Source organism: Roseateles asaccharophilus (assembly GCF_004362405.1).
Classification (GTDB): Bacteria; Pseudomonadota; Gammaproteobacteria; order Burkholderiales; family Burkholderiaceae_C; genus Kinneretia; species Kinneretia asaccharophila.
The window spans coordinates 340,242-353,729 of record NZ_SNXE01000004.1 but is presented as its reverse complement, the minus strand read 5'-3'; the positions used below and the strand labels follow the sequence as shown (position 1 = coordinate 353,729).

Sequence of the window (13,488 nt, the reverse complement as noted above, 5' to 3'; positions counted from 1 at the left end):
GGAATGGGCCCGATTGTAGGTGGCACCAGGCGCTCCCTCGGGGCTTAGCATGCCCGCGGCCTTCCTGTCTTGCACACGGGCTTGCCGCCGCGGGCACACTAGCGCGATTGCATTTCCTCCGCTCAATCCATGAATGCTCTGCTCACACCCATCCAGCTTGGCGCCCTGACCCTGCCCAACCGCACCCTGATGGCGCCGCTGACCCGCACCCGCGCCAGTGAGGGGCATATGCCCAATGCGCTGATGGCCGAGTACTACGCCCAGCGGGCCAGTGCCGGTCTGATCATTACCGAGTGCACTTCCATCCTGCCCAATACCTCGGCCTTTGGTGCCGACCCGGGTATCTACAACGATGCGCAGCTGCAGGCCTGGAAGCTGACCACCGAGGCGGTGCATGCCCAGGGCGGTCGCATCTTCATGCAGATCTGGCACGCCGGCCGTGCCGCGCATCCGGCGCTCAACGGTGGTGAGGAGCCCGTGTCCTCCAGCGCGCTGGCCATCGAGGGTGAGACCCACACGCCCAGCGGCAAGCAGCCCAATGTGCCGGCCCGCGCCCTGCGTGCCGATGAGATCCCGGCCCTGGTGCAGGCCTATGCCGACGCAGCCCGTCGGGCCCGCGAGGCCGGCTTTGACGGTGTGGAGGTTCACGGCGCCAATGGTTATCTCATCGACCAGTTCCTGCGCGATGGTGCCAACCAGCGCCAGGATGCCTATGGCGGCTCGCTGCCCAAGCGCGCCCGCTTCCTCTTTGAAGTGCTGGAGGCCGTGTGCGGCGCCATCGGCTCCGATCGCGTGGGCCTGCGCCTGTCGCCGCTCAACAGCTACAACAGCATGGTGGACAGCGACCCCGTGGGCCTGACCGCCTTCCTGGCCGAGGAGCTCAACCGTTTCAAGCTGGCCTATCTGCACCTGATGCGCGCCGACTTCTTCGGCGTGCAGAAGGCCGATGTGATGACGGTGGCGCGCGAGAAGTACCGCGGTCTGCTGGTCGGCAATATGGGCTACACCGCCGAGGAGGGCGCGCAGGCGGTGGCCGAGGGCAAGCTGGACGCCGTGGCCTTCGGCACCGGCTATCTGGCCAACCCCGATCTGCCCGCCCGCATCGAGCGCGGCGCGGCCTGGAACGCCCCGGATCAGGCCACCTTCTACACGCCTGGCGCCAAGGGTTATACCGACTACCCGACGCTTTGAGCGCGCGCCACGCCTGACGAAGACAAAGGGGCCCGACAGGGCCCCTTTTTACTGGCTGATCTTCTCAGCGCGCCTCACATGAAGAGATGCTCGCCGGCGTTTTGGCTGCGCCGAAACGCCGGGCGGACCATCGGCTTTACATGAAAAGTGCTCGCTGGCGTTTTGGCGACGCCGAAACGCCGGGCTGGCCCTGGGCTTTACATGAAGAGATGCTCGCCGGCGTTTTCGCCGCCCAGGATCACGTAGTTCACCTTCTTCAGGTCGGCCAGGCTGCGGCCACCGGCGTAGGAGATGGAGCTCTGCAGGTCTTCGCGCATCTCGCGCAAGGTGTCGGCAAACTTGCCCTTTACCGGCTCCAGGATGCGCTTGCCCTCCACATGCTTGTACTCGCCCTTGTTGAAGTCCGAGGCCGAGCCGTAGTACTCCTTGTAGAGCTTGCCGTCCACCTCGACCGTGCTGCCCGGCGACTCTTCATGGCCGGCAAACAGCGAACCGACCATCACCATGCTGGCGCCGAAGCGCACGCTCTTGGCGATATCGCCATGGTGGCGGATGCCCCCGTCGGCAATGATGGGCTTGGTGGCCACGCGGGCACACCATTTCAGGGCCGAGAGCTGCCAGCCGCCGGTGCCGAAGCCTGTCTTGAGGCGGGTGATGCAGACCTTGCCGGGGCCGATGCCCACCTTGGTGGCGTCCGCGCCCCAGTTTTCCAGGTCGATCACACCCTCGGGCGTGCCCACATTGCCGGCGATCACGAAGGCCTCGGGCAGCTTGTGCTTGATGTGGGCGATCATGCGCTGCACGCTGTCGGCATGGCCATGGGCGATGTCGATGGTGATGTAGTCGGCGCCCACGCCGTCCGCCGCCAGGCGGTCGATCACCGCGTAGTCGGCCTCCTTGACGCCGGAGCTCAGCGAGACGATCAGGCCCTTGTCGCGCATGCTGCGCGCATAGGCTACATTGTCCAGATCAAAGCGGTGCATCACATAGAAGTAGCCATTGGCGGCCAGCCATTCCGTGATGCGCTCATCCACCACCGTCTTCATATTGGCCGGGACGACCGGCAGCTTGAAGCGGTGCGCTCCGAACTGCACCGAGGTGTCGCACTCGGCACGGCTTTCCACGCGGCACTTGCGCGGCAGGAGCAGGATGTTGTCGTAGTCGAAGATTTCCATGATTCAAGATCGCATAGACGGGGTGCGTTGCATGCAGTGCACCACCTGGGCTGCGAGCGCTTGACTTGCTTCGGCAAGAGGGCTGGCGCCCTCGATGGCCGGGGAGGCCATCGCGTCGGAGGCTGACTTCGGTAAGGAAGTCAAGGCGTGACGCGCCGGGCCGAAGACAAAATTTGGGCCCGGTGATTGATTCTACGCTCAATTCCTGTCGGGCCAGTGCCTCGGCCTGGGAAAGTCCTCTTTGCCCCGGACGGCCGGGGCTGGCTAAACTTGCGCCCCCGCCGCATCAGCAAAGCATGAGTCATGAGCGCAGTCGTCATCAGTGGCACCGGCCTTTACCGCCCGCCGCACACCATCAGCAACGCCGAGCTGGTGGAGGCCTTCAACCGCTATGTGGATCTGGAGAACGCCCGCCATGCCGAGGCCATTGCCGCAGGTGAGCGTCCGGCGCTTGCGCATTCCAGCGTGGAGTTCATCGAGAAGGCTTCCGGCATCAAGCAGCGCTATGTGATCGAGAAGAGCGGCGTGCTGGACCCGGCGCGCATGTATCCGCGATTCACGGAGCGTCCCGACGAGCAGCTCTCCCTGATGGCGGAGATCGCGGTGGAGGCGGCCCAGCAGGCCTTGAAGCAGGCCGGCAAGACCGGTGCCGATGTGGATGCGGTCCTGTGTGCCGCGGCCAATATGCAGCGCGCCTACCCGGCCATGGCCATCGAGATCCAGCAGGCTCTCGGCGCGGGCGGCTATGGCTTTGACATGAATGTGGCCTGCTCCTCGGCCACCTTTGCCCTGGAGCAGGCGGTGAATGCGGTGCGCGCCGGCACGGCGCGTTGCGTGCTGGTGGTGAATCCCGAAATCACCTCCGCCCATCTGGAGTGGAAGGACCGGGACTGCCACTTCATCTTCGGTGATGTCTGCACCGCCCTGATCGTGGAGCGCGCCGATACCGCCACCGCGGCCGAGACCTGGGAGGTGCTGGGCACCAAGCTGGCGACCCAGTTCTCCAGCAATATCCGCAACAACTTCGGTTTCATGAACCGGGCCGAGGACAGCTCCGCAACAGCCCGCGACAAGACCTTCCGCCAGGAAGGCCGCAAGGTCTTCAAGGAAGTCGTGCCCTTGGCGGCGACGCATATCGAGCAGCATCTGGACAAGCTGGGGCTCAGTCCTGCCCAGGTCCGCCGCTTCTGGCTGCACCAGGCCAATCTGGGCATGAATCAGCTGGTGATCAAGAAGCTGCTCGGCACCGAGCAGGCTGAGGCCGGCAGCGAGGTGGCCCCCCTGATCCTGGATGAGTATGCCAACACGGCATCCGCCGGCTCCATCATTGCCTTTCATGCCCATCGACAGGGCCTCAACACGGATGATCTCGGGGTGATCTGCTCCTTCGGGGCGGGCTACTCCATCGGCTCGGTCGTCGTCCGCAAGCGCTGATCCTGCGGCTCGACGTGCTCCGGCAAGCTCAGGGCGAGCTGGCCGCTGCGCCGGGCTGGGCGGGCGGGCTCAGCATTGGGATGCCCGCCTCGCCGGCGTACTCTTCGAAGACCCAGTCACCGGCTTGCGGCACCACGCCGTCGGTCGGTGGCAGCTCGCGCACCGGCACGCCCTTGAGCGCCTCGGCCATCAGCTCCACCCAAGCGGGCAGGGCCAGGCCGCCGCCGGACTCGCGCTCGCCCAGACTGCGCGGCTGGTCATAGCCCATCCAGACCACGGCCACCAGGGTGGGGTGAAAACCTGCAAACCAGGCGTCTACCGCGTCATTGGTGGTGCCGGTCTTGCCGTAGATATCGCCGCGGCGCAGGGCCGCGCTGGCACGTGCGGCCGTTCCGCTGCGCGTGACTTCCTGAAGCAGGCTGCTGGTCACAAAGGCATTGCGGGAGGAGATCACGCGGTTTTCTTCGTTGGGACTCTCGGTCGTGGCCTCGTAAAGCAGCTGGCCTTTCGCGTCCACCACCTTGGCGATGAGGCTGGCCTTGAGCAGGTGGCCGCCATTGGCAAACACCGCATAGGCGCTGGCCATCTGCATGGGCGTGACGGCGCCCGCACCCAGGGTCAGGGTCAGGTTGTCGGGCTGCTTCTCGGCATCCAGGCCGAAGCGGGCCGCCCAGTCGCGCACGGTGCCCGGGCCCAGCTGCTGCAGCACGCGGATGGTGACCATGTTCTTGGACTTGGCCAGAGCCTGGCGCACGCTCATGGGGCCATCGAACTGCCCGTCCGAGTTCTTGGGCGCCCAGTCGCCGATCACGATGGGCGCGTCTTCCACCACGGTGGCCGGGGTGATGCCCTGTTCCAGCGCCGCCGAGTAGACAAAGGGCTTGAAGCTGGAGCCCGGCTGGCGCCAGGCCTGGGTGGCGTGGTTGAACTGGTTCTTGGCGAAGTCGAAGCCGCCCACCAGGGCGCGCACCCGGCCGCTGCCGGGCTCCAGGGCCACCAGGGCGCCCTCGGCCTCGGGCAGCTGGGTGATGACCCAGGCCCCCTTGGGATCGGTCTTGCTGGGCACGCCACGCAGCACCCGGATGATGGCGCCCGGCGCCAGGCGCAGCTCGGCCTTGGCCTTGGGGCTCAGGGCGCTGGCGGCGGCGCGCAGGCCCTCGCCGCTGATGCTGATGTCCTCGCCACTCTGCAGGCTGGCCAGCACCTTGGTGGGCGAGGCCTCGGTGACCACGGCAGCGCGCAGATCGTCATTGTCCGGGTGCTCGGACAAGGCCTTGGCGATGGCTGCATCGCGGTCAAGCTCATGGGCGGGCAGGGTGATCCGGCCTTCGGGCCCGCGGTAGGGCTTGCGGCGCTCATGCTCCATCAGGCTGCGGCGCAGGCCGCGGTAGGCCGCGGCCTGTTCGCCCGACTCCAAGGTGGTGAAGACCTGCAGTCCCAGGGTGTAGGCCTCGTCGCCATACTGGGCGTGGATCTGCTGGCGCACCATCTCGGCCACGAACTCGGCGTGCAGGCGCGGGTCTTGGGCGCTGCGGATGTGTAGCTTCTCGGCCTTGGCCGCCTCCAGCTGGGCCGCGTCGATCAGGCCCACCTCGTGCATGCGCTGCAGCACCACGCGCTGCCGCCTTGCTGCCCGCGTGGGGTTGTTGGCCGGGTTGGCATAGATGGGGTTCTGGGGCAAGCCGGCCAGCATGGCCGTCTCGGCGATGCTGAGCGCCTGCAGGCTCTTGCCGAAGTACACGCGCGCGGCGGCCTCGAAGCCATAGGCCCTCTGACCCAGATAGATCTGGTTCATATAGATCTCGAGGATCTGCTGCTTGCTCAGGGTGCGCTCCATCTTGAGCGTGAGCAGCATCTCGATGAACTTGCGGCTGTAGAGCTTTTTCTTGGTGAGGTAGAAGTCGCGCGCCAGCTGCTGGGTGATGGTGGAGGCGCCCTGGCTGCGCGCGCTGAAGAGATTGCTCAGGGCGGCGCGTGCAATGCCGGTGTAGGACAGGCCGCCGTGCTCGTAGAACTGCGTGTCCTCGATGGCCAGCAGGGCGTCCTGCATGCTCTTGGGGATCTGGTCCAGGGGCAGGTAGCGGCGGCGCTCGGCGCCGAATTCGCCGATCTGCACGCCATCGGCCGTGTAGACGCGCAGCGGTTGCTTGGGCCGGTAGTCCGTCAGCTCGGAGAGGTCGGGCAGGGTGGGGTAGATCAGCACCGCGGCCGTGGCCAGCAGCAGCACCAGGCCGGCGAAGCCGGCGCCGGCGATGATCAGCAGGCGGCGCACCATGCCGCGGCGGTGCTCGGGCACCAGGGCCAGCAGGCGGGAAAAGAGGTTCAAGAGCAGCGTCGCAGGGGCAATGGCGAAGCGGCCATTATGACCAGGGCGGCTGACAGGGCCACTGCGCACCCCCGGCTATCGGTTATCGTGCCGCCATGCAAGAGTTTTCCTTCTTTTGGCACGACTACGAGACCTTTGGCCGCGTGCCGCGCCGCGACCGCCCGGCCCAGTTTGCCGGCCTGCGCACCGATGCCGAGCTCAATGAGATCGGCGAGCCCCTGATGATCTACTGCCGCCCGGCCGATGACTATCTGCCGGACCCCGAGTCCTGCCTGCTCACCGGCATCCTGCCCCAGACCTGTCTGGCCCAGGGCCTGCCCGAGCACGAGTTCGCCGCGGCCATCGAGCAGGCCCTGTCCCTGCCCGGCACGGTGGGCCTGGGTTACAACACCATCCGCTTCGACGACGAGGTGACCCGCCACCTCTTCTGGCGCAATCTGATCGACCCCTATGCCCGCGAGTGGCAGAACGGCTGCGGCCGCTGGGATCTGCTGGATGTGGTGCGCTGCGCCTACGCCCTGCGCCCCGAGGGCATCCACTGGCCCCGCCACGAGAACGGCCGCCCCAGCTTCAAGCTGGAGCACCTGACCGCGGCCAATGGCCTGAGCCACGAGGCGGCGCACGATGCGCTCTCGGACGTGCGCGCCACCATCGCCCTGGCCCGGCTGCTGCGCGAGAAGCAGCCCAAGCTCTTCGAGTTCTGCCTGAAGCTGCGCAAGAAGGAAGCCGTGCAGGCCGAGATCGGCATGGGCAAGCCCTTTTTGCATGTCTCGGGCATGTATGGCCCGGAGCGCGGCTGCATCGCCCTGGTCTGGCCCCTGGCTCCGCATCCGACCAACAAGAACGAGCTGATCGTCTGGGACCTGTCGGTGGATCCGCAGGAGCTCTTCGGCCTGGATGCGGCCAGCATCCGCCTGCGCATGTTCAGCAAGCAGGATGCCCTGCCCGAGGGCGTGAGCCGCCTGCCCATCAAGACCATCCACATCAACAAGTCGCCGGTGGTGATCGGCAACCTCAAGACCCTCTCGCCGGCCATGGCCGAGCGCTGGGGGCTGGACATGGCCCAGGGCCTGGCCCACGCCCAGACCCTGGCCGAGCGCGGCGCCGCCCTGGCCGGGCTCTGGGCCGAGGTCTTCCAGCGCGAGCCCCTGCCGTCCCTGGATGTGGACGAGGATCTCTACGGCGGCTTCCTGAGCAACGACGACCGCCGCGCCCTGCAGCGCGTGCGCGAGCTGCCGCCCGAGCAACTGGGCCAGCGTGCGGCCCAGGGCCGTCTGGCCTTTGCCGATGCCCGTCTGGACGAGCTGGTGTTCCGCTGGCGCGCCCGCAACCACCCCGAGACCCTGAATGCCCAGGAGCGCGAGCGCTGGCAGGCCCACCGCGCCGCGCGCTTGCTGGACGGGGAGGGCGGTGCCCAGACCCTGAGTGCCTTCTTCGAGCGCATCGACGCCCTCAGCGAGAACCTGGCCGAGGACGACGAGCGCGGCCAGGACATCCTGGGTGCGCTGTACGAGTACGCGGAGCAGATTGCGCCGGAACGCTGAACGCCACGCGCGGCTTGCGGCTACAGCAGGTGCGCGTGGCGCTGCAGCAGCTGGGCCAAGGCGCCGCTGCTGTGCAGTTCCTGCAGGCTGCGGTTGAGATCGGCGAGGCGCTGGCTGTGCTGCGGGTGTTGGCGCACCAGGGCCGTATGCAGGGGCAGCTCGGCCAGGGCGGGTTCGAGCCAGACCAGCGCCGCAGCGGCATCACGCAGCCGGGTCTGCAGCAGATGCATGGCCACCCCCTTGTCCACCAAGGCCAGGTCGATGCGCCCGGCCAGCAGCTTGCGTAGATTGCCCAGATCGTCCACGGCCTCGTCACGGCGCAGGCGAGCGCGCTCGAAGACTGGCGGGTTCACGTAGTCCCGCACGGTGCCGATGGTGAGCCCTTGCAAGCGGGACAGATCATGAACCTGGATCGCCGTGCCCGCACGGGCCATGAAACCGATGCGATTGCTGATGCCCAGGGGGCGCGTGTAGGCCAAGTAGCGTTCACGCTCCTTGTTGTGCCACAGGCCCACGACGCCATCCCAGCTGGCTTGCTGCAGTTCCGCCAGAGCACGAACCCAGGGGCGGGAGGACAGCTCCATCTCCCAGCCCAGGCGCTGCAGGGCCGCCCGCGTGACTTGCGCGGCAATGCCGCCTCCCTCGAGGCTCGCCGATGTGTAGGGCGGGAATTCGGTGGCGACCAGGCGCAGCTTGTCGGGCTTGCTCGCGCTGGCGGCCCAGGGCAATGCCGCCAAGCCCATCACCAGGCTGCGGCGATTGGGATGCAATAGATCGGGCAAGCCGCCAGGCGGTGCTTGGGTCATCGCGGTCCAGGAATGGATGCCGGGGCATTGTAGGCAGCGGCGCGGCCGCCATGTGTCGGCTCAAGACCGTGAAACAAATAAATGCGGTGAAGACCTGTTTTCGGGGTTTTCGGCAGCCCGCAAACGCGCTACACCTGCAATAGTGCTGCTGCCAGCCCAAGGAGATGCGGATGCAAACCCAGCCCCCGGCTACCACCGCGAGTGAAGCCACCGAGTCCCACGATGTGATCGCCGCGCGCCTGCGTGCCCTGATGGTGCGTTCGCCCCTGGCCGTGGGTTTTACGCAAGGGGCTCGCTTTGAGCTGGTCAGCGAACAGTTCAACCATCTGTTCGGGCATGGCGACGACACCGATCTCGGCGGGCAGGCTTGCCGCAGCGTCCATGTTTCGGATGCCGCCTATCAGAGCTTGCAGGAGCGGCTGGGCGCCGCCTTCGCGGCGGGCCGCCCGCTGGACGAAGAGGTGGAGTACGTGCGCCGCGATGGCAGCCGTTTCTGGGGGCGCCTGCAGGCATCGCCGGTCCATTGGGAGGCGCCGGCGGGCGAGGCTATGTGGATTGTTCATGATGTGACGGCCGCCCGGCAGCAGCGCATGCAGCCCACCTGGACGGCCAAGCACGATCCGCTGACCGAGCTGGCCAATCGCCGCGAGTTCGAGCGGCGCCTGTCCGAGCATGTGGGCAGTCGTCGGCACGAGCCGGTTTCCGTGCTCTGGCTGGATGTAGATCGATTCACCGATGTGATTCAGGGCATGGGCCCCGACGTCGCCGATCACTTCCTGTGTGCGCTGGGGCAGGTGATGCTGTCCAAGGTTCGGGCCTCGGATCTGGTGGCGCGTATCGAGAAGGACTGCTTTGCCGTGCTCCTACCCGATTGCGACCAGCACTATGCCGCCATCGTGGCCGAGAAGATCCGTTCCGCCATTGCCGCCTTCCGTCTGCGCTGGGGCCTGCATCGCACCCGGGTCAGGGCCTGCCTGGGTGTGGTGCAGCTACAGCCCAGCCTGGAAACCGTGGACTCGGTGCTGGCCGCCGCCACGCTGGCCTGCGCCGAGGCCAAGGCGGCGGGTGGCGACAGCGTGCGAGTCTTTGTGCCGACCGATGTGCCTGAGGCCTTCTCGGCCTGAGGGCCGCAAGGGGTTTTGAGCGTCCTCGGCGCATCGGCGCCCGGTGGGGGCTTGGGGCAAACACTCTTGGCGCTGCAAGGGACTCGGTTACGCTGAGCCATGGGCCGAAGCCGGATTCCAACCCGAGCCCGGCTTGTGCCCAGGGGTGCGTGACCGGCGCTTATCCGCAGCCGGTTGCGCGCGAGTGCCGTCGATTGCGTGCGCCCTACCCGGGACGCCAGGAGCTGTGCCCCTATGAGCAAGTACCCCCCCTTGCGCCTGCATATTCCCGAGCCCAGCGGGCGTCCGGGTTGCGCCACCGATTTTTCCTATCTGCATATCTCCCCGGCCGGTGCGACACGGCGGCCTGATGTGGATGTGCTGCCCGTCGACACCCAGGATCTTGCCTATCAGCTGGTGCGTGTGCTGGATGAGGACGGCAGCGCCAAAGGCCCCTGGGATCCGCAGCTGGCGCCCGACTTCATGCGACGCGGGCTCAAGGCCATGATGAAGGTGCGGGTCTTCGATGCCCGCATGTTGATCGCGCAACGTCAGAAGAAGCTGAGCTTCTACATGCAGGCTCTGGGCGAGGAAGCCATTGCCGTGGCCCATGGCATGGCCTTGCAGCAGGGGGATATGAACTTCCCGACCTATCGCCAGCAGGGGCTGCTGCTCAGCCGTGACGATGTCTCCATGGTCGAGATGATCTGCCAGCTGCTGAGCAACGAGAAGGATCCCATCCAGGGACGCCAGTTGCCGGTGATGTACTCCTACAAGCGGGCCGGCTTCTTCAGCATTTCGGGCAATCTGGCCACCCAGTACATCCAGGCCGTGGGTTGGGCCATGGCCAGTGCGATCAAGGGCGACACCAAGATTGCCTCGGCCTGGATTGGTGATGGCTCCACGGCCGAGTCGGACTTTGCGACGGCACTGACCTTCGCCCATGTCTACCGGGCACCCGTCATCCTCAATGTGGTGAACAACCAGTGGGCCATCTCGACCTTCCAGGCGATTGCGGGTGGCGAGCACACCACTTTCGCGGCGCGCGGTGTGGGGTCAGGCATTGCCTCCCTGCGTGTGGATGGCAATGACTTTCTGGCCGTTCATGCCGCTTCGCTGTGGGCGGCCGAGCGCGCCCGACGCGGCCTGGGGCCGACCCTGATCGAATGGGTCACCTATCGGGCCGGGGCGCACTCGACCTCGGACGACCCGAGCAAGTACCGGCCTGGCGACGACTGGGAGCGCTTCCCGCTGGGCGATCCCATCGAGCGCCTGCGCCGACACCTGAGCCTGCTGGGTCATTGGAGCGACGAGGAGCACGAGGCCACGCTCAAGGCCCTGGAGGCCGAGGTGATCGCCGCGCAGCGCGAGGCCGAGCGCTATGGCTCCCTGCTGGACGGCCATATTCCCAGCGTGGCCAGCATGTTCGAGGGCGTCTACAAGGACATGCCCGAGCATCTGCGCCAGCAGCGCCAACAACTGGGTTACTGAAACGGGGGAGTTGCCATGAATGAAGCCGTCCGGCAGGACAAGCTGGCCCCGACCGTCGAGGCACCTGCCCAGGGGGCCAGCAAGCCCATGACCATGATCCAGGCTCTGCGCTCGGCCATGGATGTGATGATGGAGCGGGACCCGAATGTGGTGGTCTTTGGTGAGGATGTGGGCTACTTCGGCGGCGTGTTCCGCTGCACCGAGGGCCTGCAGGCCAAGTACGGCAAATCGCGGGTATTCGATGCGCCCATTTCCGAGAGCGGCATCGTGGGGGCCGCGGTTGGCATGGGTGCCTACGGCCTGCGGCCGGTGGTGGAGATCCAGTTCGCCGACTATGTGTACCCGGCCATCGATCAGATCGTCAGCGAGGCTGCGCGCCTGCGCTACCGCTCGGCGGGTGACTTCACCGCGCCCCTGACCATACGCATGCCCTGTGGCGGCGGCATCTATGGTGGGCAGACGCACAGCCAGAGCCCCGAAGCCATCTTCACCCATGTCTGCGGCCTGCGCACCGTCATGCCCAGCAATCCCTATGACGCCAAGGGCCTGCTGATTGCGGCCATCGAGAATGACGACCCGGTGATTTTTCTGGAGCCCAAGCGGCTCTATAACGGGCCTTTTGACGGGCATCACGACAAGCCCGTCGTGCCCTGGAGCAAGCACCCCATGGGCGAAGTGCCCGAGGGCTACTACACCGTGCCCCTGACCAGTGCCGCCTTGTTCCGGCCTGGCTCGGCGGTTACCGTGCTGGCCTATGGCACCATGGTTTGGGTCAGTGCAGCCGCGGCGGCCGAGGCGGACGTGGATGCCGAGATCATCGATCTGCGCAGCATCTGGCCCCTGGATCTAGACACCGTGGTCGCCTCGGTCAAGAAGACCGGTCGCTGCGTGATCGTGCACGAGGCCACGCGGACCAGCGGCTTTGGCGCCGAACTCTCAGCCCTGGTCCAGGAGCATTGCTTCTATCACCTGGAGGCGCCGATCGAGCGGGTCACGGGCTGGGACACGCCTTACCCACATGCTCAGGAGTGGGCCTACTTCCCCGGCCCCGCCCGCGTCGCGGCGGCCCTCAAGCGCGTGATGGAGGCCTGAGCCATGGCAGCCTATGTGATCAAGATGCCCGATATCGGCGAGGGCATTGCCGAGGTGGAGCTGGTGGCCTGGCGCGTGCAGCCCGGTGAGGCGGTGGCCGAGGATCAGATCCTGGCCGATGTGATGACGGACAAGGCCACGGTGGAGATTCCATCACCGGTGGCGGGCACCGTGGTCTCGCATGGCGGGACGGTAGGACAGGTGATGGCGGTGGGCGCGGAGCTGATTCGCCTGGAGGTGGAGGGGGCGGGCAATGTGAGATCGGGCGGCGACGCCGCCCCCGTCCAGCGATCTGAGGCCGCACCGGCGGTGGCCCCTGCAATCGCTGCGACCGCCGCAGCTCGAGTGGACAGTGCGCAGGCTGCGGCCCCGAAGTCGGCAGCCGGCCCGGCATCGGCGGCGGCCCGCCCGCTTGTGGCGCCGCGCCGTGCGGCCGACGAGAAGCCGATCGCCTCGCCCGCCGTACGCCGACGCGCCTGGGATCTGGGCATCGAGCTCCAGTTCGTGCCCGGCACGGGGCCGGCTGGCCGCATTACTCAGGATGACCTCGAGGCCTTTGCCGCCAGTGGCGGCGCCGCCAGCGCGGCGGGCCGCGAGGTGGACAGTCGCTACGCCCTGCGCCTGGATGAGCAGGCCGTGCCTGTCATTGGCCTGCGTCGCAAGATCGCGCAGAAGATGCAGCAGGCCAAGCGCCAGATTCCGCACTTCACCTATGTGGAGGAGGTGGATGTGACCGAGCTGGAGGCGCTGCGCCAGCGGCTTAACGCCGAGCACGCCGCGCGGCGCGCTAAGCTCACCCTGCTGCCCTTTCTGGCGCGGGCCGTCGTCATCGCGGTGCGCGAGTTTCCGCAGGTCAATGCGCGCTTTGACGATGAGGCCCAGGTGCTCACCCGCTATGGCGCGGTCCATCTCGGCATGGCCACGCAGACCGAGGCCGGACTGCTGGTGCCCGTCATCCGCCATGCCGAGACCCTGGACCCCTGGGCCTGTGCCGGCGAGATCGCCCGCCTGGCCGATGCAGCGCGCAAGGGCAAGGCCAGCCGCGAGGAACTCGGGGGCTCGACCATCACCATCACCAGCCTGGGGGCCCTGGGCGGCATTGTCACGACGCCCGTCATCAATCATCCGGAGGTCGGCATCGTAGGCGTGAACCGCATGGTGGAGCGGCCCATGTTCGACCGTGACGGGCGTGTGGTTCCGCGTCTGCTGATGAACCTCAGTGCCAGCTTCGACCACCGCGTGGTCGACGGCATGGATGCAGCGCTCTTCGTGCAGCGCCTGCGCGCCTTGCTGGAAACTCCCGCGACCCTGTTCATCGAGTGAGTC

Annotated in this window: 10 protein-coding genes; 7 read left to right on the top strand and 3 right to left on the bottom strand. The window is 67.0% G+C overall.

Annotated elements, in window-relative coordinates; genetic code table 11:
- The first annotated feature begins 129 nt into the window (after positions 1-129).
- Complete coding sequence (locus DFR39_RS11805; RefSeq protein ID WP_133603747.1) at positions 130-1,191, top strand: alkene reductase; 1,062 nt, start codon at positions 130-132, stop codon at positions 1,189-1,191.
- A gap of 197 nt (positions 1,192-1,388) precedes the next feature.
- Here DFR39_RS11805 and DFR39_RS11800 read toward each other — a convergent pair whose 3' ends face one another.
- Positions 1,389-2,366, bottom strand: a complete 978-nt coding sequence (locus tag DFR39_RS11800) for a GMP reductase (protein WP_133603746.1) — start codon at positions 2,364-2,366, stop codon at positions 1,389-1,391.
- Between the two features lie 303 nt (positions 2,367-2,669).
- Between DFR39_RS11800 and DFR39_RS11795 the strand changes: the two genes are divergently transcribed.
- Positions 2,670-3,800 carry a beta-ketoacyl-ACP synthase III gene (locus DFR39_RS11795; RefSeq protein ID WP_133603745.1) on the top strand — a complete coding sequence of 377 codons (1,131 nt, stop codon included), beginning with the start codon at positions 2,670-2,672 and terminating at the stop codon, positions 3,798-3,800.
- A 28-nt stretch (positions 3,801-3,828) separates the two neighbouring features.
- Here DFR39_RS11795 and DFR39_RS11790 read toward each other — a convergent pair whose 3' ends face one another.
- Complete coding sequence (locus tag DFR39_RS11790; RefSeq protein WP_246030803.1) at positions 3,829-6,126, bottom strand: penicillin-binding protein 1A; 2,298 nt, start codon at positions 6,124-6,126, stop codon at positions 3,829-3,831.
- Positions 6,127-6,221: 95 nt separating this feature from the next.
- Between DFR39_RS11790 and sbcB the strand changes: the two genes are divergently transcribed.
- Positions 6,222-7,670, top strand: coding sequence for an exodeoxyribonuclease I (sbcB, locus tag DFR39_RS11785; protein WP_133603744.1), 1,449 nt, complete (start codon positions 6,222-6,224; stop codon positions 7,668-7,670).
- 20 nt (positions 7,671-7,690) lie between these two features.
- On the opposite strand, the gene DFR39_RS11780 is transcribed toward sbcB, so the two are convergent.
- Positions 7,691-8,452 carry a substrate-binding periplasmic protein gene (locus DFR39_RS11780; RefSeq protein ID WP_162849504.1) on the bottom strand — a complete coding sequence of 254 codons (762 nt, stop codon included), beginning with the start codon at positions 8,450-8,452 and terminating at the stop codon, positions 7,691-7,693.
- A gap of 194 nt (positions 8,453-8,646) precedes the next feature.
- Here DFR39_RS11780 and DFR39_RS11775 point away from each other — a divergent pair, with 194 nt between their 5' ends.
- The 4 genes from DFR39_RS11775 (at position 8,647) to DFR39_RS11760 (ending at position 13,485) form a co-directional block, all read left to right on the top strand.
- Positions 8,647-9,600 carry a GGDEF domain-containing protein gene (locus DFR39_RS11775; RefSeq protein WP_162849503.1) on the top strand — a complete coding sequence of 318 codons (954 nt, stop codon included), beginning with the start codon at positions 8,647-8,649 and terminating at the stop codon, positions 9,598-9,600.
- Positions 9,601-9,834: 234 nt separating this feature from the next.
- On the top strand, positions 9,835-11,070 hold the full coding sequence (locus tag DFR39_RS11770) for a 3-methyl-2-oxobutanoate dehydrogenase (2-methylpropanoyl-transferring) subunit alpha (protein WP_133603741.1): 1,236 nt from the start codon (positions 9,835-9,837) through the stop codon (positions 11,068-11,070).
- Positions 11,071-11,157: 87 nt separating this feature from the next.
- Entirely contained in the window at positions 11,158-12,162 is a 1,005-nt protein-coding gene (locus tag DFR39_RS11765; RefSeq protein ID WP_133603791.1) for an alpha-ketoacid dehydrogenase subunit beta, read from the top strand.
- Between the two features lie 3 nt (positions 12,163-12,165).
- Positions 12,166-13,485 (top strand): dihydrolipoamide acetyltransferase family protein, encoded by a 1,320-nt coding sequence (locus DFR39_RS11760; protein ID WP_133603740.1) that lies wholly within the window; start codon positions 12,166-12,168, stop codon positions 13,483-13,485.
- Positions 13,486-13,488 lie beyond the last annotated feature (3 nt).